This window comes from Pseudomonas sp. FW300-N2F2, from assembly GCF_017351655.1.
GTDB lineage: Bacteria > Pseudomonadota > Gammaproteobacteria > Pseudomonadales > Pseudomonadaceae > Aquipseudomonas > Aquipseudomonas fluorescens_AA.
This window is the reverse complement of record NZ_JACNDQ010000003.1, coordinates 82,528-104,430: the sequence shown is the minus strand read 5'-3', so window position 1 is coordinate 104,430 and position 21,903 is coordinate 82,528. Positions and strand designations below refer to the sequence as shown.

Genomic DNA, 21,903 nt, shown 5'->3' with positions numbered 1-21,903 from the left:
CCTGGATTGCCCCTGGCTGCCCCAATATTTTTTAGAATTCAGGCCTGCGCCTGGCTGATGCCGACCTGTCGTAACGCCGTTGCCAGGCTGTCGACCTGACGCTGTTCAGTGTCCTTGAGCTGTTGCAGCTGCTGGCCCAAGGTCGGTGCGCCGAACACTCCGCGCAGCCCTTGGGACACATCGCCGCCCTGCATCGACTGGCTGCCGAAGGCATCCATCGAGTCGCCCTCGGAAGCGGAGTCCTGGGTGAACAGGGTCGAAAGCGTGCTGCTGCCGAACACCCCGCCATCGCCTCCCCCAAAGCCCAGGAACCCCTGGCCAGAACCATCGCCAGCGGCATCGTTGCTGAACACCTGGGCGATATAGCTAGGCGCCAGTTGGCCCCGATTGATGAAAATATCCCCAATCGGCTTGAGGCCACCGCCAACGTCCCGCTGCTCGAACAGCGGCGGGAAGCCCAGCGGCGAACCGAGGTTGCCGGTCGGCGGGGTGAAGACGATCGGCTGCAACGGCACCTCGGACGGCGGGGTAACCGTGACCGGGTCGGACGTCAGGAACTCCGGCGGCGGCTTCACATCGTTGGGTACCACGGTGTTGATCGCATAGTTGTTGGACACCGCCACGCTGGCCCCGGTGTTGCCGGTCAGGTCGCTGACGTTGCTGGTGTCCAGGGCGATGAAATTGCTCGGGTCAGTGAGGTTCACCGTGGGCGTGAACGTCGCGGTCCAGGTCCTGCCGCCGTCGCTGCTGGTCAGGTTGGTCAGCTCGCCATTGGTGACGCTGAGGTCCGACAGATCGAAATTGCTCACCGCCTCGCTGAAGGTGATGGTGACCTGGGTCGTCTCGCCCACGGTCAGGTTCGGATCGGCCACCACGATGGTCGCTGTCGGCCGGGAGGCATCGAGTGCGTAGTTGCTGGAGATCGCAATGCCTGCCCCGACGTTGCCGGCGAGGTCCTGTACGTTGCCGGTGTCCAGCAGGATCAGGTTGGTGGCATCGCTGACGCCTGCAGTGGGCGTCAGGGTCGCCGTCCAGGTCAGGCCGCCGTCGCTGCTGGCGAGGTTGGACAGCACGCCATTGGCCACGCTCAGGTCCGACAAGTCGAAACCGGACACCGCCTCGGTGAAGGTGATGGTCACGGTGGTGCTCTGGCCGATACCCAGGGTGGTATCGCCCAGGGAGATGGTCGCGCCAGGACGGGTCGTGTCGATCGCGTAGTTATTGGAGTTCACCACGCCGACACCGCTGTTGCCTGAGGCGTTGACCACGCCGCTGGTGTCCAGGGTGATCAGGTTACTGGTGTCGGTAATGCTCGCGCTCGGGGTGAACGTCGCCGTCCAGGTTACGCCGCCATCGGAGGACGAGACGTTGCTCAACGTGCCGTTGCTCACGCTCAGGTCGGCATTGTCGAAGCCGCTGACCGCTTCCGAGAAGGTTATGGTGACCTGTGAGGTTTCCCCTATCCGCAGGGCACTGTCAGCCACCACGATCGTGGCAGTCGGTACCTGCGTCTCGACCGCATAATTGGCTGAGTCGGTGGTACCGGTCCCGGTGTTGCCGGCCGCATCGCTTACGCCGGTGTTATCCAGGCTGATCAGGTTGGTGGCGTCGGTCACGCCCAGGGTTGGCGTGAAGGTCGCGGTCCAGGTCAGGCCGCCATCGCTGCTGCTCACGGCGCTCAGGGTGCCGTTGGCCACGCTCAGGTCAGCGTTGCTGAAGCCGGTTACCGCCTCGCTGAAGGTGATGGTCACCTGGGCGGTTTCACCCGGTTTCAACACCGAATCGCTCAGTACGATGGTGGCGGTCGGACGCTGGCTGTCGACGCTGTAGTTGTTCGAATCGGTGGTGCCGCTGCCGACGTTGCCCGCCAGGTCGGCGATGCCGCCATTGGCGAGGGTGATGAGGTTGCTGGTGTCCGTGATGCCAGCGGCAGGCGTGAAGGTCGCGGTCCAGGTAATGCCGCCATCATTGCTGCTCAGCCCGCTGAGGGTCCCGTTGGCGACGGTCAGGTCGGCAGTGGTGAAGCCCGTCACGGCCTCGCTGAAGGTGATGGTCACCAGCGAAGTTTCACCCGCAGCGATGGCGGTGTCGGTGTCGGCAACGATGATAGTCGCCGTTGGGCGCACCGTGTCGATCGCGTAGTTGTTCGAATCGGTGGTGCCGACGCCAGCGTTGCCTGAGACGTTGACGACACCGGTATTGTCCAGGGTGATCAGGTTGCTGGTATCGGCAATGCTCGCACTCGGTGTGAACGTGGCCGTCCACGTGACGCCGCCGTCGGAGGACGACACGTTGCTCAGCGTGCCGTTGCTGACGGTCAGGTCGCTGTTGTCGAAACCGCTCACCGCTTCGTTGAAAGTGATGGTCACCTGGCTGGTTTCACCGATGCTCAGGGACGTATCGGCCACCAGGATGGTCGCCGTCGGCACCTGGGTATCGACGGTGTAGTTGGCGGAGTTGGTGGTGCCGGTACCGGCGTTGCCGGCCGCGTCGCTCACGCCGCTGTTGTTCAGGACGATCAGGTTGGTGGCGTCCCGCGTGCCGGTGGCCGGGGTGAAGATCGCCGTCCAGGTGATGCCGCCATCGCTGCTGCTCACGGCGCTCAGGGTGCCGTTGGCCACGCTCAGGTCTGAATTGTCGAAACCACTGACCGCCTCGCTGAAGGTGATGGTCACCAGTGAGGTTTCGCCGACGCTGAGGTTGCTATCGGCCATCACGATGGTCGCGGTCGGACGCAGGGTATCGACAGCGTAGTTGTTCGAATCCGCCGTGCCGGTGTTGATGTTGCCCGCCACATCGGCGATCGAACCACTGTTGAGGCTGATCAGGTTGGTACTGTCGCTGACTCCCGCACTCGGGGTGAAGGTCGCGGTGAAGGTAATGTTGTCGCTGGTACTCAGCCCGCTCAGGGATCCATTGGCCACGGTCAGGTCAGCCAGGGTGAAGCTCGTCACGGCCTCGCTGAAGATAATGGTCACCAGCGAGGTTTCGCCAATGGCGACGGTTGGATCGGCCACGACGATGGTCGCGGTGGGGCGCACGGTGTCGACCGCGTAGTTGTTCGAATCGGTGGTGCCGACGCCCGCGTTGCCCGCGCCGTTGATCAAGCCGGTATTGTCCAGGGTGATCACGTTGCTGGTATCGGAAATGCTCGCACTCGGCGTGAACGTGGCCGTCCAGGTCACGCCGCCGTCGGAGGACGAAACGTTGCTCAGGGTGCCGTTGCTGACCGTCAGGTCCGAGTTGTCGAAACCGTTCACCGCCTCATTGAAGGTGATGGTCACCAGGGAGGTTTCGCCGATGCTCAGGGACGTATCGGCCACCACGATGGTCGCCGTCGGCACCTGGGTATCGACGGTGTAGTTGGCGGAGTTGCTGGTGCCGGTACCAGCGTTGCCGGCCGCGTCGCTCACGCCGCTGTTGTTCAGGACGATCAGGTTGGTGGCGTCCCGCGTGCCGGTGGCCGGGGTGAAGATCGCCGTCCAGGTGATGCCGCCATCGGTGCTGCTCACGGCGCTCAGGGTGCCGTTGGCCACGCTCAGGTCTGAATTGTCGAAACCACTGACCGCCTCGCTGAAGGTGATGGTCACCAGTGAGGTTTCGCCGACGCTGAGGTTGCTATCGGCCATCACGATGGTCGCGGTCGGACGCAGGGTATCGACAACGTAGTTGTTCGAATCCGCCGTGCCAGTGTTGATGTTGCCCGCCACATCGGCGATCGAACCACTGTTGAGGCTGATCAGGTTGGTACTGTCGCTGACTCCCGCACTCGGGGTGAAAGTCGCGGTAAAGGTAATGTTGTCGCTGGTACTCAGCCCGCTCAGGGAACCATTGGCCACGGTCAGGTCAGCCAGGGTGAAGCTCGTCACGGCCTCGCTGAAGGTAATGGTCACCAGCGAGGTTTCGCCAATGGCGACGGTTGGATCGGCCACGACGATGGTCGCGGTGGGGCGCACGGTGTCGACCGCGTAGTTGTTGGAATCGGTGGTGCCGACGCCCGCGTTGCCCGCGCCGTTGATCAAGCCGGTATTGTCCAGGGTGATCACGTTGCTGGTATCGGAAATGCTCGCACTCGGCGTGAACGTGGCCGTCCAGGTGACGCCGCCGTCGGTGCTGATCATGGTGCTCAGGGTACCGTTGCTGACGGTCAGGTCCGCATTGTCGAACCCACTGACCGCCGAGTTGAAGGTCACGGTAACCACTGAAGTCTCGCCGATGCTCAAGCTGGTATCGGCAATCACGATAGTCGCCGTCGGTACGTTGGTGTCGACCTGGTAGTTGTTGGAGTTGGTCGTGCCGGTGCCGGTATTGCCCGCGGCATCGCTGACGCCGGTGTTGTTCAGGGTGATGACGTTGGAAGTGTCGCTGACCCCCAGGGCCGGGGTGAACGTGGCGGTCCAGGTGATGCCGCCATCGCTGCTGCTGACGGCGCTCAGGGTGCCATTGGCCACGCTCAGGTCCGAATTGTCGAAACCGCTGACCGCCTCGGAGAACGTAATGGTCACCAGCGAGGTTTCGCCGACGCTCAGCGCGTTGTCGGCCACCACGATGGTCGCGGTGGGGCGCAGCGTGTCGACGACGTAGTTGTTGGAGTCGGTGGTGCCGCTGCCAGCGTTGCCCGCCCCATCCACGACGCCCGTGTTGTTCAGCGTGATCAGGTTGGTGGCATCGCTGGTGCCGACGCTCGGGGTAAAGGTCGCGGTGTAGGTAATGTTGTCGCTGGTGCTCAGCCCGCTCAGGCTGCCGTTGGCGACCGTCAGGTCAGCCAGGGTGAAGCCGGTCACCGCCTCGTTGAAGGTGATGGTCACCACCGAGGTTTCGCCCAGGGCGACGGCGGTATCGGCGACGACGACCGTGGCGGTGGGGCGCGCGGTGTCGATGGCGTAGTTGTTGGAGTCGGTGGTACCGCTGCCGGCGTTGCCGGCGGCGTCTGCCACGCCGGTGTTATCCAGGGTGATCAGGTTGGTGGCGTCGCTGATGCTGGCGCTCGGGGTCAGTGTCGCGGTCCAGGTGATACCGCCGTCGCTGGTGCTCAGCCCGGTCAGGGTGCCGTTGGCGACCGTCAGGTCGGCGGTGGTTAAACCGGTCACTGCTTCGTTGAAGGTGATGGTCACCAGCGAGGTTTCGCCGATTCTCAAGGCGTTGTCAGCGACCACAATCGTCGCGGTCGGGCGAGCGGTATCGACGGCATAGTTGTTGGAACTGGTGGTGCCGGTGCCAGCGTTGCCGGCCACGTCCAGTACGCCGGTATTGGCCAGGACAATCAGGTTGGTGGCGTCCGTGGTGCTGGCGCTTGGGGTGAGCGTCGCGGTCCAGGTGATGCCACCGTCGCTGCTGCTTAGTCCGCTCAGAGAACCGTTGGCAACGGTCAGGTCGGCCAGGGTGAAACCCGTCACCGCCTCGCTGAAGGTAATCGTCACCAGGGAGGTTTCACCGATATTCAGGGCGTTGTCGGCCACTACGATCGTCGCGGTCGGGCGCAGGGTGTCGATGGCGTAGTTGTTCGAGTCGGTGGTGCCGGTACCGACGTTGCCGGACAGGTCGGCAACGCCGCTGTTGTTCAGCACCACCAGATTGGTGGTGTCGGTGATAGCGGCGTCGGGTGTCAGGGTTGCGGTCCAGGTGATACCACCGTCGCTGGTGCTCAGCCCGGTAACTACACCGTTGGCCACCGTCAGGTCTGCGACGGTGAAACCGCTCACCGCCTCGTTGAAGGTAATGGTCACCAAGGACGTTTCACCGGCGCTCAGCGCCGTGTCGGCGACCACGATAGTGGCCGTCGGGCGCAGGGTGTCGATAGCGTAGTTGTTGGAGTTGGTGGTGCCGACACCGGCATTGCCACTCAGGTCTGCGACACCGGTATTGTTCAGTACCACCAGATTGGTGGTGTCGGTGACAGCGGCGTCGGGTGTCAGGGTTGCTGTCCAGGTGATACCGCCGTCACTGCTGCTCAGGCCGCTGAGGGTGCCATTGGCCACCGTCAGGTCAGCCGTGGTCAACCCGCTGACCGCCTCGGAGAAGGTGATGGTCACCAGTGAGGTTTCACCGCTCCTGAGGGCCGTGTCAGATACCACGATGGACGCCGTCGGTGCCACGGTGTCGTTGACCACGTAATTGTTCGAATCGGTGGTGCCCACGCCGGCGTTACCGGCGAGGTCCGCCACACCGGTGTTGTTCAAGGTAATGATGTTGGTGGTATCGGCGATATTGCTTGCCGCCGTCAGCGTGCCGGTCCAGGTGATGCCGCCGTCGCCGCTGGTCAGCGTGCCGACGGTGCCGTTCTGCACGGTCAGGTCCGCCGCGGTCAGCCCCGTGACTGCCTCGGAGAAGGTAATGGTCACCTGCGACGTGCCGCCAGAATTCAGGTTGGTGTTGGCTACGACGACGGTCGCGGTGGGCGGCGTTTCGTCCGGCGTGTAGTTGGTATTGATGGTGCCGCCATCGCCATAGACGTTGGCCACCGAACTCGGCGAGACACCTGCCGTGCCGGCACTCGTTCCACCGGTACCGCTGCCGCCGACGTTGCCGGCCAGGGCCGCGAAGTTGGCCGCGGTAATCAGGATCGAACCCTTGTTCCAGATAGCACCGACACCCACGCCACCGGCGCCGCCCGCCTGGGTGTAGCCACCACCGGCACCGCCGCCACCGCCACCGCCGCCCGCCCCGATGTTGTTGGAGATGACCGAGTTACCGATGATCCGCAGGGTTGCGCCCGTGTCGTTGTAGATACCGCCAACCGCGCCACCGCCGGCACCACCGATGTCGTTATAGCCGTCGCCACCACCGCCGCCACCGATGGACAACCCACCGCTGCTGGCCGTGCCACCGGAGGAACCGGTGCTGTAGCCGGCATACACAGCGCCGCCGATACCGCCGGTCGCGGAGCCGCCACGGCCACCGATGTTGAAGAAGCCGCCCCCGGCACCACCCTGGTTGGCCGAGCCGTTGGAACCTGAGGAGTTGAGCGTATCGCCGCCACGCCCGCCGATCCCGCCACCGAGCGCGCCACCACCGCCGCCGCCGCCACCTGCGTATTCCGGCGTCACACCGCCGCCACCGCCACCGCCCGCCGCCACGTTAGCCGTGACCGTGACGTTACGCAGGGTCAAGGTACCCGCGTTGTTGATCCCGCCGCCCTTGGCCACCAGCGCATCGTCACCACCGTTACCGCCGTTGCCCGACACAACGCCGCGGGTAATCACCAAGCCATCGAGGGTGGCCGTGGTGCCGGCCGTCACGTTGATCACCTGGGTGCGGAACTGCCCGTCCAGGGTGACATCGGCGACGTTGTCGTTGTTGAGGTCACCGTCGATCGTGACGTTCTTGTTCACCACCAGCACCTGGGTCAAGGCGACGGTCATGCTGCTGTTGAAGGTGACGATATCGCCGTTCTGGGCGGAAGCCAGGGCGGCGCGCAGGGAGCCCACGCCGGAATTGGCATTGTTGGTGGCGGTCCAGGTGGCCAGGCCCCACTGGTATTCACTCATGGCATTGGCCGACAGCACGTTGGCGCTTTCGATGTTGCCGGTGGCGATTTCCAGGTCCCAGTCACCGCCCAGGCCCGTGCGGTCGTTCGACGCGGCCACGTCACGGCCGGTCAACTGTGCCAATGAATCCACCAGACTCAGGCCACGCTCGCCTTCGGCGGTGTAGCAGCCGTAGATCAGGATATCGCCACCGGCATTCATGTCCTGGCCGATCTGCGCCAGCACTTCGCTGCGGGCCTGGACGTTGTCCGCCGACAGGTAGCTGTTGCCCAGCCACAAATCACCGGCGTTACCGTGGGCGATGATCTGCACCGAGCTGATGCCCTGGTGGGTGTCCAGGTAATCGGCGATCTGTTGCAGGCCGTCCTTGGTGGCATCCAGTTGCACCACCTGGGTCCCGGGTGCCACGCCTTCGAGCAGGCTGGCGGAATCCTTGACCCGGGAATCGACAAACACCACGGATTTGCCCGGAATGGCAGCCTGGGTGGCATCGACCTGGCCTTGCGGCGCATGAGTGTCGGCCGGCTGGTCCGCCGTGGGCGTCTTGGCCGCCTCTGCATTGGGTTGCGCGTCTGCTTGCGCGGCATCGGCCACGGTGGCGGCCACCGCGCCGTCGAACAGCATTCGCGGCTCCAGGGACATGATCATTGGCGATGCCAGGGCCTGTGCGCCCTCGGTTACCCGCGATTTGCCTTTGCTCCACCACATGACGATCACCTGGACTCGAACTTCTTGAACGCAAATGAAAAAAACCGCTGTCAGCTGACAGCGGCGTCGGTTTTCATACGAATGACATTGGCGGCGCTTGCAGACCCATCGCGCCAGAACGACAACTCGGCATACTTTTCAAACAGATCCGGCGGCAACAGGGTGCGCCGGGCTTGCGGCGCAACCTTGGGCTTGACCTTGTGCAGGCCGGCAACGCCCAGGGCCTGGTCGAAGGCCGGTGCGTCGTAGGTCAAGTGATTGAAATCGTGTTCGAACCAGGGCTCGCCGATGAACTCGTACACCAGGCGCATGACCCGCTCGGGGGCCTGGCTCAGTAGATCGTAGTCAACGATCAGCAGCGACTCGGCGTTCTCGCCGTAATAGGCCTCTTTGAGCGCCGTCCAGGCAAGCCCCACCAGGCGATTGCGCTGGGCCAGGGTTTCGCAGCGGCTGTAGACGGTATTGCGCTCGTCATCGTCGTTGAACAGCTTGGTGTTCTCGAACGGATTGGCGCGATAAAGGCGCTCCAGGCTGTCGAGGATCCAGGCGACGTTGCGCACGCAAGCGATGGTCTTGGCCTGGGGGAACAGGTCCTGCAGGGCAGGCAGGCGGGCACACCATTGGCGATTGGTGTCGAAGATGACCGGTTTATCGGCTTTGTCGGCGTAGTAGGAATCGAAGAGGCCACGCAACAGGCGGCGGCGCAGGTCGGTGTCAATCACCGAACCGAACTCGCTGCCGGCGCTGCATTGCTGCAGGACGGTGCTGAACAGCGAACCGACGGGACTGGTCATGCCGGCATGAAAGCGCGGATTCTGCAGCAAAATGGCAGAAAGCAGGGTCGAGCCTGAGCGCGGTAAACCGGAAATAAAGTGAAACTGCGGCAATCCCTTCACCTGTTTTGTAGTCCTTTTGTACCGCCAAGCGTAGCCGATGAAATAATCTTCGCCTAGTAGTACTTTGATATCAGATTCGCCTAGGCTAAAAATAAAGATGGACGGTAGAAACTCTCGTGAACCTGAATCGATTAAGCCGTTTCGCGAGATTTTTCCGCCCGCTTCGCTCGGCAAAATCAAACATCCCGGTCTACGCTCAGCCGTGCGTGACCAGGCCAGGGAATAAAGGAGTCGGGCTGATCGCACTCTTGTCCTTTATGCGCCGGGCATTGCGAAACCCAATCACCTGAAGGATGAGGAATCTATGGAAGTATTCATCGGCACTATCCAGTCATTCGCCTTTAACTTTGCCCCCAGGGACTGGGCCCTGTGCAACGGGCAGACGCTTTCCCTTTCTCAGTACCAGACCTTGTTCGCCTTGATCGGCGTGACGTACGGAGGCAATGGCCAGACCACCTTCATGCTGCCCAACCTGCAAGGCCGCCTGCCCTTGGGCCAAGGCAACGGCCTGGGCCTGACCCCACGCGTCATCGGCGAGATCTCCGGCACCGAAAACGTCACCCCGACGCTGAACAACCTGCCCATCCACACCCACACCCTCTCGGGCGTCACCGCCTCGACCACCCTGCAACTGGCGAACCCGGCCAGCAATCCAGTGAACACTCCCACGGCCACCAACTCATTCATCGGCACCTCGGGCACCGGGCCAGGCTCGGCGGCGATCTACTCCGACCAGATCGGTGCCTCGCCAGTACCGCTGCAAGGTGTCAGCACAACCGTCAGCGGCACGATTTCCCCCGCAGGCAACGGAATGCCATTGGCCGTCATGAACCCCTTCCTGGCCATCAACTTCAGCATCGCCCTTCAAGGCTACTTTCCGTCCCGTAACTGATGAACCGCCGGAGGGCTGCGGTCCTCCGGCCTTTTGGAGTGTCGACATGCTGCAACAGGTTCATAGCCGCCATTTCCAACCGCTGCTGGGCCAGACTGGCAACCTGATCCTGCCCGATGGCAGCTGCCTGCCGGTGCGCTTCGAAACCCTTGAAGAAACACCTCGGGCGAAGATGCCGAGCACCGAGCGCATGCCCTTCAGCGTCGAGTTCAACAGCCTGGAGAGCACCGCGTTCGTGGACGGCCTCTGCGGGCTGGAGGTGCCGGAACTGGGCAAGATCGAGGGGGTGTTCGTGTCACGGATACCGCCCATGGGACGGGATCCGGCGCTGGGATATTTCTACATCGCGTTTAACTAAAGACTGATGATCCCTTGTGGGAGCGAGCTTGCTCGCGATGGCGGAGGGTCAGCTTGCATCCATGTTGGATTTACCGCCCTCATCGCGAGCAAGCTCGCTCCCACATTGAACAGGTGGCAAGTCAGGCACTGTTCAGTTGCCTTTCGGATACCAGACCAACCGCTCCGCCGCCGGGTTGCGCTCTTGCACTTCGAAGCCCAGCGCCAGGTAGTGCCGGCGCGCATGGGGGTTGCTGGCCCAGACCACGGTCGCCACCGGGCAACGGATCTGTTGCGCGGCTTTCTGCACCCCTTGCAACACCGCCCGGCCATACCCCTGCCCACGCGCCTGGGGGATGAACGCCAGGTACAGCACGCGAATTTCATTGGGGCCGAAATCCGTACTCAAGGCACCGATCGCGGTGCCGAGTTTTTCCACGACGTAATGCATGGCGTCGGGGAAGTTCTCGCCCAACCCTTGCTCCTGCACCTGGAACTGCTGGGCAATCACCTGCTGCACCTGTTCGGGGTCACCGTCGATCCATTGCAGGTCCGGCCGCGCCGCCTGGTACAGGCCCTGCAGGAACGGACCATCGCTGACCCGCGATGGACGCACCACCAATCCCTCTGCCGCCACTGAATCCATGCTCGCTCCCTAGGACTAGAACCCGCTTTCCCTTACACCCAACGCCGCCAACCGTCGCCAGGCCGCTCCCAACACCGACTCGCCCTTGCCCTGCAACACCGCCACGCCACGCAGCGGCTGCGCCGGAGCGGACGCGTCGTCCAGCGCACTCAGGCGCACACCGTATTGGGCCTGCACCGGCTCGGCCCGTTGCTGCGAATCGCGGCGCACCGCAATCGGCCCATGGTGGTCGGACGTCAACGCTTGTTGTTCGACCCAGGCCACGCCGTTGGTGTCGATTTCATTCAACTGCACGGCAATCGACGTGTGCATCGGATCGTCCGCGATGAACCGTCCAGTGGCGCCCGGCCCGACCCGCCAAAGCTCGGCTTCGGTGAGGTACCCGCGCAACCGCGAATCGGTCTGCACCACCCGCGCCAGCACCTGCGTCGGTGACAGCCAGCGCCCTACCGACAGTTGCGGCAACACGTCGCGCACCTGGCCGGCATGGGGCGCACGCAACAACAGCCGTTCACGCTGGGCCACCAGGCCCCGGTACTCGGCCACCGCTTCGGCCAGTTGCTGTTCGATGATGCCGGCATCGGCCGCGGTTTCGCTGCGCCCGGCCTGACGGCGCATCTGCAACTGCTGGATCTGGATTTCCCGGCGCACGATGGCCAGGCGCGAGGCCATGTCCGGCGATTCCAGTTCAATCAATACATCGCCCTGGGCCACGGTCTGGCCGTCGTGCACATTCACCTGCTTGACCCGTGCCGCCACGGGCGCATGCAAGGCACTGGCCCGCCCGGCCTCGAGCATGGCCGGCACTTCCACCGCACTGCGCCAGGGCAACAGCAACGCCAACAGCAACGCCAGCAACACCAGGCCGCTCAGGAGCATCCGCCCACCGCGGGCTTGCTCACGGCGACTCCACCATTGCCGCCACTCACTCACGATGGGCATAAAAATGAACCACACCAATTCCACCATCATCAGAAAAATGCCCAGCACCTTGAAGAACAGGTGATAGACCGCCAGGGCAATCCCGAAAAACAACAATGCCCGCCACAGCCAGGAGCCGTATCCCCAGACCAGCAAACGCCGGCGCATCTTCGGCGACCAGGGTTCCGGCGCCGCCGCGCCATAACCGAACAAGGCTTCGCGCAGGCGCCAGCGGCACAGGGCGAACGCCCGCCCCTGCAGGTTATCCACCGCCCAGAAATCACTGAGCAGGAAATACCCGTCAAAACGCATGAAAGGGTTCAAATTGATGATCAGCGTGGTGATCCAGGTGGCGCTGGCGAGCATGAACGCCGCGGTGCGTGCCGGCCCGTCAGGCAGCAGCGACCAGGCCAGCAGCGCGATGCACGCCAGCAGCAATTCGGCCAGGACTCCGCCGGCACCGATCAGCAACCGTGCGCGACGATCGTTGATCCGCCAGGCGTCGCTGACGTCGGTATAGAACATCGGCAACAGCACCATGAACGCCACGCCCATGCTTTGCACACGACAACCGGCGCGCTTGGCCATGAAGGCATGGCCGAACTCATGGCACAGCTTGGCGAAGAGCAACGCCGTCCCGAAGGCCAGCGCACCGCCCAGGCTGAACAGGTGCGGAAACGTCGCGATGAAGCGCTGCCAGTCCCGCGACACCAGGAAGATGCCGAGGCCCAGGGTCAGCGGCAGGCCATAGCGCAGTATCCCGGGGCCGAACCGCGCCAACCAGGGCCAGGCCCGGTTGAGAAAGGCGTCCGGGCGCCACAGCGGTATGCGAAAAAACAGGTATTGATGCAGCAGGATCTGCCACAGGCTCTGGCGTTGTGCGGCGGTCTTGAAGAGGTAACTGTCGCGCTGTTGTGGGTCCATCGCGCTGATCAGGTCATGGCCGCGCAGGAAACCCAGCAGTTGCTCCAGCGACTCGCCATTGAGCGGCAGGCCCGGCTCGCGGTTTGCGGCTTGCAGCACCTGTTCCGGATCGCCCAGGGACCAATGCCGCAACATGCGCATTGCCGCCGCGCCAAGCTTGAAATAGCGCCCGCGCACCGGATCGGCCAAGGTCCACTGCGGCGAACCGTCCGGGTCCGGCGCCGCCGCGGACAATTGCAGGTCCGGCCGCAGGCTCGGCAAGTCCATGCTACAGGCCTACGCTCTGGCGCAGGCCGGCCAATGGCCGCCGCAACAGGTACAACGCCAGCGGCGCGCGGTCGCCAAAGACCTTCGCCGTGCCCCGCAGGCCGATGCGAGGCGCCGTGGCATCGAAACGCGCGTCCAACCGATACGCCAGTTGCCCGGCGGCGGTAGGCTGCGCTTCATAGGCCGAGCGCTCGAGCCAGGCCAGGTGCCGCTGCAACGGGTCGCTGTCGAGAAACAACGCCACTTGCGCACCGGGCTCCAGGGCGATCGCGTCGCCCACCGCTAATTCAATACGCAGCTCGGCCTGGTTCGGGTCGGCGATTTCCATCAGTCGCTCGCCAGTCTGCACGGGCTTACCGAGCCAGCGCTCGGCGTCGGCGAACACCGCAATGCCGTCGCGCTCGGCGCGTACTTCGCTGCGCTTGAGCAATTCAAGCGCGTAGTTGCGCTCGGCGCGTTTCTGTTCGACGCGGGCGGCCAGCAAGTCAATCTTCGAACTGGATTCAGCGTCGGCAAACGAGCGCTGGGAATTGGCCTTGAGTTCGGCCTCAGCCACGCCCAACGCACGCTCGGCCACATCGGCCTGGGCCTTGAGGCTGGTGCTTTCGAAACGCAGCAACAGGTCGCCGTTCTTGACGGTCTGGTTGGGCTTGACCAGGAACTCGGCGATCACCCCATCCAACGGCGCCGCCACCACCTGCCCGCCCAGCGGCACCACTTCGGCCGGGGCCAACACGGACTGGCGCACCGGGATCAGCAAGCCCAACAGCAACACCGCCACCAGGGCGACCTGGCGCTTGCGCGTCCAACGCAGGCGCCACGGCTTGCGCGGTTGCAGCGCCAGCCACGCATGGCTGTAGGTGTCCCCCAGTTGCGACAGCAGCACTTGTTCGGGTGGGGTCCAGGGCAGGTCCCGGGCCAGCCACAAACCGCCGAATACCTGGCCCTGATGATCGACCAACGGCAGCCAGAACACTTGCCCGGCGGACAGGCTTTGCCAGTCCGCCCGGATGGATTCGCTCACCCCATCGGCGGCGATCACCCGAGCCTGATTCAACAGGCCCTGTTTGAATAGCTGCGCCACCGCCTGCTCGACAAATGCCACGAATGGCGCATTCGGCTCCACGGTACTGACGCCGGTCACCGCCTGGACCTTGCCGGCGATCAACAACGCGGCATGACGAAAGCCGAACAGGGCCTGGCCGTCATTGACCAGGCTGTAGCTCAATTGTGCCGGCGTTCGTGCGGCCCGGGTCTGGCGTTCAAGGTCAAGGAAGCGGGCAAACACCTGCTCGGCGCTGCCCGATACCGGCGCGTTCACTTGGGCTCCGCGAAACGCGCCGTGCCACTCATGCCGGACAGCAGGCCGCTGGCGTCCGGCACGCTCGCCACCAGCAACAGGGTCTGGCTACCCTCGTCGATGCGCGCGCCCAGGCGCTTGACCGTCGCTTGCAACGGCTTGCCGGTTTCATCGGGGACGAAGGTAAAGGGCTGGCCAGGCTTGAGCCGGTCCATCCAGCGTGAAGGCACCAACAGGTGGATCTCCAGGGTGCGGTTGTCGACCACATCGAGCAACGGCGCGCCGGCCGCCACACTTTCATAGCGCTGGACCTTGCGCGCCACCACTTGCCCGTCGAAGGGTGCAACGACGCTGCAACGCTTGACCTGAACCTGGTACACCTGGGATTGGGCCTGGGTTTCATTGAGCCGGGCTTCGGCCCGTGACACTTCAAAACGTCCGACCGATTTCAGGGCCGCCAGTTGCCGGTTATGCGCCAGCTCTTCACTGGCCCCCCGGCTTGCCGCCTGGGCCGCGTTGAGCTGGGCCTGATAGGCCGAGCAATCGAACCGCGCCAGGATATCGCCCTTCTTGAACGACTCGCCCTCGCTAAACGGCAACTCGACGATGCGCCCGGCCAACTCGCTGGCCAGCACCGCCTGGTCTCGCGCCCGAAGCACCCCACGTGCCTCGTTGCCACTCGGCGCACTGGCCGTGACACCGCTTTCCAGCAGAGGATCGTCCGCGACAGGCGTTTGCGCCTGCACGCCGCACGTTACAAAGGTCAATCCCACAACCCAACTACTCAAACGTCCCATGCCGTTACTCCCTGACGGATGGGCGGAGTCTACGACAGCGGTGGGGGGCGTCAAGGGAGTAGCGTTGAAGAGATTGTAGATTCCCCATGGCGAGGGGATTTTAGGCGCCACCCAACCTTCAGGCACGCACATCATCCGGTGGCGAGGGAGCTTGCTCCCGCTGGACTGCGCAGCAGTCCCAAACCCTGGCGCCTCGGCGTGTCAGGCAGATCGCATTCAAATTGCTTGGGGTCGCTACGCAACCCAGCGGGAGCAAGCTCCCTCGCCACGGGTTATGTGATTGACAGCCTTCGCGCTGCCTACTCCACCAACGTCAACTCCCCATCCAGATACACCACCTCACGCCCCAGCCACGTCACATCCACCTGCGGCAGCACCGCCGAAGGTTTACGCAACTCACGCAGCAAGGTCGAGCCGTGGGACAAACGCCCACCCATTCGCGCAATCACGGCCCGGGCGCTTTGATAGTGTGCATGGCGACCAGGGTCCAGAGTGTCTTCCAACAAAATGTCCTCGCCCAGAATCCCCTGGGCCTGCCCCGGATAAATCATGAAGCCGCTGGCCTGCTCGGTGCCTTCACGACCGTCCTGCCAGAAGCTGCCATCGCGGGTGCGGATGTCGGGGTGCGGCGCGAACCAATGCGCTCGGTCAGCCGTCGGCATGGCGTGATGCAGGCGGAAGAACATCCGCATCAGGTTGTCGCGATACCATTCGCGCACTTGCAGGTAGTAACCGCGCAAGCCCGGCAGGCCGGTCGAATGAGCCAGGCGAATCGCCAGGGGCCATTGTGGAAAGGCCTGCAAGGGCAACTCGGTTGGTGCTGGGCGTGGCGTTGCCGGGTCGGTTTCCCAGGGCAGGCGATGGGGGCTGTGTTCAAGGTCGTCATAGGCGGTCGGCGGTCGCCCCAACAGGTCGCCGCCACTGCTGGCCAAGGCGCTGGCGATGCACAGGTTGCCTTGCACCACGAACACATAGAAGCGGGTGAACCAGTCGGCCAATTGCTGGCCGTCGACGCCTTGTGTGGTCAGTTCGTGCAGCTCTCGGTCAAAACGTCGCAAGCCGTTTTCCAACGTCAGCAAATGCCCACGGGCGATGCGTTGCATGCGCAGGAACAACGGTAGCGAGCGCAACAGGCGCAGTGGCCGCCAAGGCAGGTGCGGTGTCGCGCCGCCGACCTCGCCGGCATAGCTGCTGGCGCTGATGCCCCAGTCAGCCAGTCGGGCGAGAAACAAATCATTGTTGATGTACGACGCACCGCCAAACACCGCCGTGAACGGCTCGTTGTCCTGCAACACCCGCGAGTCCCAGCGCGCCATGATCGCCGGAATGCTCGCCGCCGCGCGGCGCTGGGCGTACTCCACCAACACGCTGGGTTGCGGCGGAAGGATCTCGGCGATGTTGGCAGCGGTCAGGTGGCGGCGCCAGCCGTAGTCGCTGATCGGCCGGTATTGCAGCAGCCACAGCTGGGTGCCGTCCCAAGCCCATTCGACGTCGCCGGGCACGTAGTGGAAGACCCGCAGCACGCCTTGCAGGAAACGCCACAGCACGTCTTCGGTCAGGCCATGGGCTGGCTTGAATGTGCCGCTGTTCCATGACTCACCGAGGCGGGAAAGGATCGCGCGTTCGGGGCTCACCTGACCATCGGCCAACGACTCAAGGTGACCTTCGACCCACTCCAGCTCGACGGATAGGTGGCGCACGAAGGCGATCCCCGACAACCGCGGCGTGATGAAACGCTGGACCACCACTTCCTCGACACCCGCCGCCGTCAACTCGGCAATGCGCACTGGCACGTTGTGCGTCGGTTCACGCAGGAACGTGGTGCTCAGGCCGGCATTCGCCGCATCGGCCTGATCTTCGCCGTAACTGGAGGAACGCACGGCCCAGATAGCTTCCTGCTGGCTCCTCAGGAAGTTCGGCAAGCGCGGATCATTGCAGTCGTTGAGCGTCAGCGCCGCAGGCACCGGCTGCCCAGCCAGTGCCGCCAGACGCAAACGGCCGCCCTTGGTGTGCGCGACGAAACCACGCTCGCCGGACTCCAGCCATGCGGCGAACTCGGCCGGGGAGTCGATCCACGGGTAGTGACCCCAGCCGGGTTTCAGGCTGATGGTCAGATCGGCACGGGCCAGAATGGCGGACCAGGCCGCCGCTTGGGCGACGCCCAGCACCTTGTCCTGATCGCCCCAGACCAGTTCGACCGGGTCGGTGATCCATTCCAGCAGTGGCAACGCGGTGTCCGCACGCAGTTGATCCCAGAGCGGCACAAAGGCGCGGCAGCGGGCATACCCGGCGCCCATGCGCTGGTATCGCGCGGGCGTCCAGGTCTGGCGGGAGAATTTGTGGGCAAACAACGTCGGCCTATTCGAGAGCAGCCAGTGGATGGTCTTGCGTATCGGCAGCGGCGACATCAACGCCGGCAATCGTCGCTGCCACAAAAACGCGCCCACCGGCGCCAGCAACACGCTGCGGCAAAAGTGTCCCGGCTGACGTTGCAGCGCATGCAGCACCAGCAACGCACTCACCCCCACCGCCATGATCGCGCTGCCCTTGACCGTCACCGCCAGCAACGCCTGGGCGTAGGCCGTCAGGTCCTCGCCAGGGGCTTGGGGGTTGTTGCCGAAGCCGGGCAGTTCCAGCGGCACCACGTCGTGGTGTTGAAAATGCGGCAACGCGTCGTCCCACCAATCGGCGGCGCTACCGTTGCCGGCCAGCAGGTACATCCGGGGCTTGCTCATGGACGGTCCTCAGGCCAGATCGCGCAGGGCAGCGTCGAGGGTCGGGTAACGGAACGTGTAACCGGCCTCGACGAGACGATTGGGCACCACGCGCTGGCCGTCGAAAAACAACTGGGCCATCTCACCCGCCAGGGCACGCACTGGCGCGGCTGGGATGTGGAACCACACCGGACGCTTGAGTACCTTTCCGACTCGCTCGGCGAACAGCGCCTGACTGACGGTTTCTGGCGCCACCAGGTTGTAGGTGCCGCTCAGGTTTTCGTCATCGAACGCACGGGCGATCACTTGGATGACATCGTCGCGGTGCACCCAACTCATGATTTGCCGACCATCGCCCATCCGCCCGCCGAACCCCAGGCGAAACGGAATCAGCAGCGGCAGCAATGCACCACCCGGGCCGAACACCACGCCCAGGCGCATCACCACCTGTCGCACGCCCAGTTCGGTGGCGGGCAGCGCTGAAGCCTCCCAACACGCGCAGAGTTCAGCCATGAAGCCCTCGCCCCGGGTGGCGCTTTCATCGAGGCTTTCGCTGGCGTCGCGCACGCCATAAAAACCGACGGCCGAGGCCTGTATCCACAAGGCTGGTTTGTGTCGGGCGTTTTTCAACCAGGTCATCAAGGTTTCGGTGGTGTTGACCCGACTCGCAATGAGTTGCGCCTGGCGCTTGAGGCTCCAGCGCGGCCCGGCCACCGGCGCGCCCGCCAGGTTGATCACGACGTCGAAGGTTTCATCATGGCCCAGTTTGCCCAACGAACGCAGGCACCGGGCACGGCCGTCAAACAGATAGGCCGCTTTCAAGGGATCGCGGGCCAGCACGCTGACCGTGTGCCCGGCGTCGAGCAATTGGTTGACCAGGGCCTCGCCGATAAACCCGGTGCCCCCCGTCACCAGCACGCGCTTATAGGCACCGCCCGCGAATGGATTGGCCGGTCGGCCTTGACGCTGCATGCGCAATGCCGCTAACCCATCACGAATCCCCGAGGCCGTGACGCCGATGGCGAACAAGGTCAGCAGCCAACCGCGCCAGCCGAAATCGATCGCAACCAAGCCGGTCGGCAAACTCGCCCACTGCGCCAGTTGCACACCGTACAGCGCGAAAAACGCCCCGCCGTTGACCGCCAGCACCGTGTGCATGATGCGCTCGATGGCGGGCAACTTGCGGGTCCGGTCCTCGACCACGAAATCCCAGAGCGTCAGGCCGATCTCCAGCGCGAACAGCAAGCCAATGACAATCGCCCACGTCCCCTGGAAGGCCAGGTGCGCCATGCCCAGGAACAGAATCCCGTAGAAACACGAACGCAGGGCGTGGATCGAGAGCTCCAGGCGAGCACTGTGGCGATAGGGCAAGGCGACGGTGAGTTCGTGGTGATACAGGGTATCCAGCGCGCCCAGGATCGCCTGGGCGATCAACAGCGTGATGGCCCAGTCCAGCAGGGAAAAGTCAGGCATGCGTTGAATCACTCGGCGCGTGGTCAGTCAGGGAAGTGCGGCGGTCGTGGCGATAGAGCCAGAACAGCGGCGGCAGTAATAGCAGCAACGCGAGACTGTCGAGCCACAAGTGCGACCAGACGCGCGCCTGGGCGGAAATCAACATGTCCTGGGGCGCCCAGAGCAGGATGCCGGCGATTATCCAGGCCCAAGGCATGGCGCTTTTCAGTCGATTGCCGATGTGCACGAGGGCGAGCATGTACAGCGCGTAGCTTTGCAACGTGGCGCCGAACAAGGCCAGCCACCAGACCTGCTGTGCGCTGGCCGTCGCGGGCACTGCGGCGGCGCCCCAGAAGGCCTGTTCGATGCTCTGCAGATAGCCATCGAGCAAGCCCGAATGGCCTGCCCAGCTCAGGGTGATGCCGGCAAGCAGATGCATCAGGGCGGCAGCATAAAGCCAAGCGACCAGGGCTTTGCGAAGGGGGCTTTGAGGGACTGGCATTCCGTGTCCTGAAGGCTTGCTGGAGGGTCGCAAGTCTAATGGAAAAGGAGGTGGCTTTACTTGGCTAATTGGATGGGTGTGCGCTCGTACAGCCGAAGCGCCCTCGCCCTGGGCACTCAACGCTTACATAAGCAAACCGATGGAGCGGCTTGAGGCCCGGATGTCAGGCTGATAGGGCTGCGGTGAATTGACGATAGCCATCGCGAGCAAGCTCGCTCCCACATGGTTTTGTCAACACCGTTCAACTGTGGGAGCGAGCTTGCTCGCGATGACGCCAGCCCAGACAACCCTCACTACAGGGTGCATTCACCCCACCGATCAGCGCTGCATCCCCCAACGCTTCACCGTCACCCGCTCCAAACTGTCGAACACCAGGTTCTCCACCAGCAACCCGATCAGGATCACCACCGCCAACCCGGCAAACACCTTGTCGGTGTACAGCTCGTTGCGGTTCTGGAAGATGTACCAGCCCAGGCCGCCCTTGCCGCTGGTGGCGCCGAATACCAGTTCGGCGGCGATCAGGGTGCGCCAGGCGAAGGCCCAGCCGATCTTCAGCCCGGCGAGAATCGACGGCAGCGCCGCCGGGATCAGGATGAACAGCACAAAACGCAGGCCCCGCAGCCCATAGTTGCGCCCAGCCATGCGCAGCGTTTCCGACACACCGAGAAACCCCGAATACATGTTCAACGCCAGCGCCCACAACACCGAATGCACCAGCACAAAAATCAGACTGTTCTGCCCCAGGCCAAACCACAGCAGCGCCAACGGCAACAGGGCGATGGCCGGCAGCGGATTGAACATCGACGTCAACGTGCTGAGCAGGTCGCGGCCCAACTGCGTCGACACTGCCAAGGTGGTCAAGCCAAACGCCAGGATGATGCCCAGTAGATAGCCCTTGAGCAGCACCACCAGGGAAATCCACACCTTGCCCAACAGCTCGCCGCTGAGCAAACCGTCGTACAAGGCGCTGGCGGTCTGCAAGAAGCTCGGCAGCAGCAGGTCGTTGTTCTGATAACGCGCCACGCCCTCCCACACCACCGCCAGCAATAACAGGATCAAACTTTTGCGCAGCCAACCCTGTTGCCAGAGGCGCTGGCCCAAGGGCAACTCGCGCTCTAATGGCACGTGGGTCAAAGGTTGCAGATCGACTTCGTATTCTTCGCGCGCAGGCGATAACTGGCTCATGAAAGGCTCCCCTTAATACGCGATACGGATGTCGGTGAAATCCAGCTCATGCTCGGTTTCAGGCGGCAAACCTTCATTGAACAGCAGCCCATGAATCCGCCGTGCCGTGTGCTGGAACCCCACGCCGCCGAGGCTGTGCAGATCGTATTGATGGCTGTGGATTTCCGCCCGGACCCTTCCTGGATGTGGTGATAAAAGCAGGATGCGATTGCCCACCACCAACGCTTCTTCGATGGAGTGGGTGACGAACAGCAGGGTGAAACGCACCTCTTCCCAGAGCAGCAGCAGTTCTTCCTGCATCTTGCGTCGGGTCAGGGCATCGAGGGCGGCGAAGGGCTCGTCCATCAAGAGGATTTTCGGCTGCATCGCCAGCGCCCGGGCAATCGCGACGCGAGCTTTCATGCCACCGGACAACGTGTGAGGGTAGGCATCGGCAAACGCCGCCAGGCCCACTTTGTCGAGGTAATGCAGCGCCCGCTCCTCGGCCTCGCGACGCTTGAGGGTGCCGGACGCCAGCAGCGCGAACATCACGTTCTGCTTGACGGTTTTCCACGGTGGCAGTTGGTCGAACTCCTGGAACACCACGATCCGGTCCGGTCCCGGCGCGTTGACGGTTTGGCCTTGCAAGCGGATCTCGCCTTCGCACGGCGTGATGAAGCCACCAATGGCCTTGAGCAAGGTGGACTTGCCGCACCCGGACGGGCCAAGCAAAACAAAACGGTCCGCAGGGTCGACCTCGAAACTCACTTGATGGGTGGCCCGCACCACCCGCTGCGGGGTGCGGTATTCCAGGCTGACGTTATCCACCGACAACAATGCCGTGTCGGTGCGGGTGGGGTTGCTGGCCGCGTGGCCTTGCAAAAGCGCGTTCATGAC

General features: G+C 63.8%; 13 protein-coding genes. 2 read left to right on the top strand and 11 right to left on the bottom strand.

The features are described 5' to 3' along the window. Positions 1 to 38 precede the first annotated feature (38 nt). Both J4E63_RS21300 and J4E63_RS21295 read right to left on the bottom strand, forming a co-directional pair. Positions 39 to 8,195 (bottom strand): Ig-like domain-containing protein, encoded by an 8,157-nt coding sequence (locus J4E63_RS21300; protein ID WP_259334059.1) that lies wholly within the window; start codon positions 8,193 to 8,195, stop codon positions 39 to 41. A 50-nt stretch (positions 8,196 to 8,245) separates the two neighbouring features. Then, complete coding sequence (locus J4E63_RS21295; RefSeq protein WP_092201368.1) at positions 8,246 to 9,091, bottom strand: sulfotransferase; 846 nt, start codon at positions 9,089 to 9,091, stop codon at positions 8,246 to 8,248. 304 nt (positions 9,092 to 9,395) lie between these two features. On the opposite strand from J4E63_RS21295, the gene J4E63_RS21290 reads away from it, so the two are divergent. Then, positions 9,396 to 9,983, top strand: coding sequence for a phage tail protein (locus J4E63_RS21290; protein ID WP_092169364.1), 588 nt, complete (start codon positions 9,396 to 9,398; stop codon positions 9,981 to 9,983). A gap of 46 nt (positions 9,984 to 10,029) precedes the next feature. Next, positions 10,030 to 10,341 (top strand): DUF6916 family protein, encoded by a 312-nt coding sequence (locus J4E63_RS21285; protein ID WP_192262002.1) that lies wholly within the window; start codon positions 10,030 to 10,032, stop codon positions 10,339 to 10,341. Between the two features lie 132 nt (positions 10,342 to 10,473). Here J4E63_RS21285 and J4E63_RS21280 read toward each other — a convergent pair whose 3' ends face one another. The 9 genes from J4E63_RS21280 to J4E63_RS21240 form a co-directional block, all read right to left on the bottom strand. Next, complete coding sequence (locus tag J4E63_RS21280; protein ID WP_092169367.1) at positions 10,474 to 10,965, bottom strand: GNAT family N-acetyltransferase; 492 nt, start codon at positions 10,963 to 10,965, stop codon at positions 10,474 to 10,476. 15 nt (positions 10,966 to 10,980) lie between these two features. Next, the gene (locus tag J4E63_RS21275) at positions 10,981 to 13,077 is read right to left on the bottom strand and encodes an efflux RND transporter periplasmic adaptor subunit (protein ID WP_207283281.1); all 2,097 of its coding nucleotides are present in this window, start codon (positions 13,075 to 13,077) and stop codon (positions 10,981 to 10,983) included. A gap of 1 nt (position 13,078) precedes the next feature. Then, positions 13,079 to 14,398, bottom strand: coding sequence for an efflux RND transporter periplasmic adaptor subunit (locus J4E63_RS21270; protein WP_192262000.1), 1,320 nt, complete (start codon positions 14,396 to 14,398; stop codon positions 13,079 to 13,081). Continuing rightward, the gene (locus J4E63_RS21265; RefSeq protein ID WP_207283280.1) at positions 14,395 to 15,174 is read right to left on the bottom strand and encodes an efflux RND transporter periplasmic adaptor subunit; all 780 of its coding nucleotides are present in this window, start codon (positions 15,172 to 15,174) and stop codon (positions 14,395 to 14,397) included. Before J4E63_RS21265 ends, J4E63_RS21270 begins: the two co-directional genes overlap by 4 nt. 299 nt (positions 15,175 to 15,473) lie before the next feature. Then, entirely contained in the window at positions 15,474 to 17,909 is a 2,436-nt protein-coding gene (locus J4E63_RS21260; protein WP_207283279.1) for a PEP-utilizing enzyme, read from the bottom strand. Between the two features lie 9 nt (positions 17,910 to 17,918). Then, positions 17,919 to 19,361, bottom strand: a complete 1,443-nt coding sequence (locus J4E63_RS21255; protein ID WP_207283278.1) for a TIGR01777 family oxidoreductase — start codon at positions 19,359 to 19,361, stop codon at positions 17,919 to 17,921. Then, positions 19,354 to 19,842, bottom strand: coding sequence for a cell division protein (locus J4E63_RS21250; RefSeq protein ID WP_207283277.1), 489 nt, complete (start codon positions 19,840 to 19,842; stop codon positions 19,354 to 19,356). Before J4E63_RS21250 ends, J4E63_RS21255 begins: the two co-directional genes overlap by 8 nt. Positions 19,843 to 20,160: 318 nt before the next feature. Then, positions 20,161 to 21,027, bottom strand: a complete 867-nt coding sequence (locus tag J4E63_RS21245) for an ABC transporter permease (RefSeq protein WP_060739737.1) — start codon at positions 21,025 to 21,027, stop codon at positions 20,161 to 20,163. A gap of 12 nt (positions 21,028 to 21,039) precedes the next feature. After that, entirely contained in the window at positions 21,040 to 21,900 is an 861-nt protein-coding gene (locus J4E63_RS21240; RefSeq protein WP_207283276.1) for an ABC transporter ATP-binding protein, read from the bottom strand. Positions 21,901 to 21,903: the final 3 nt, after the last annotated feature.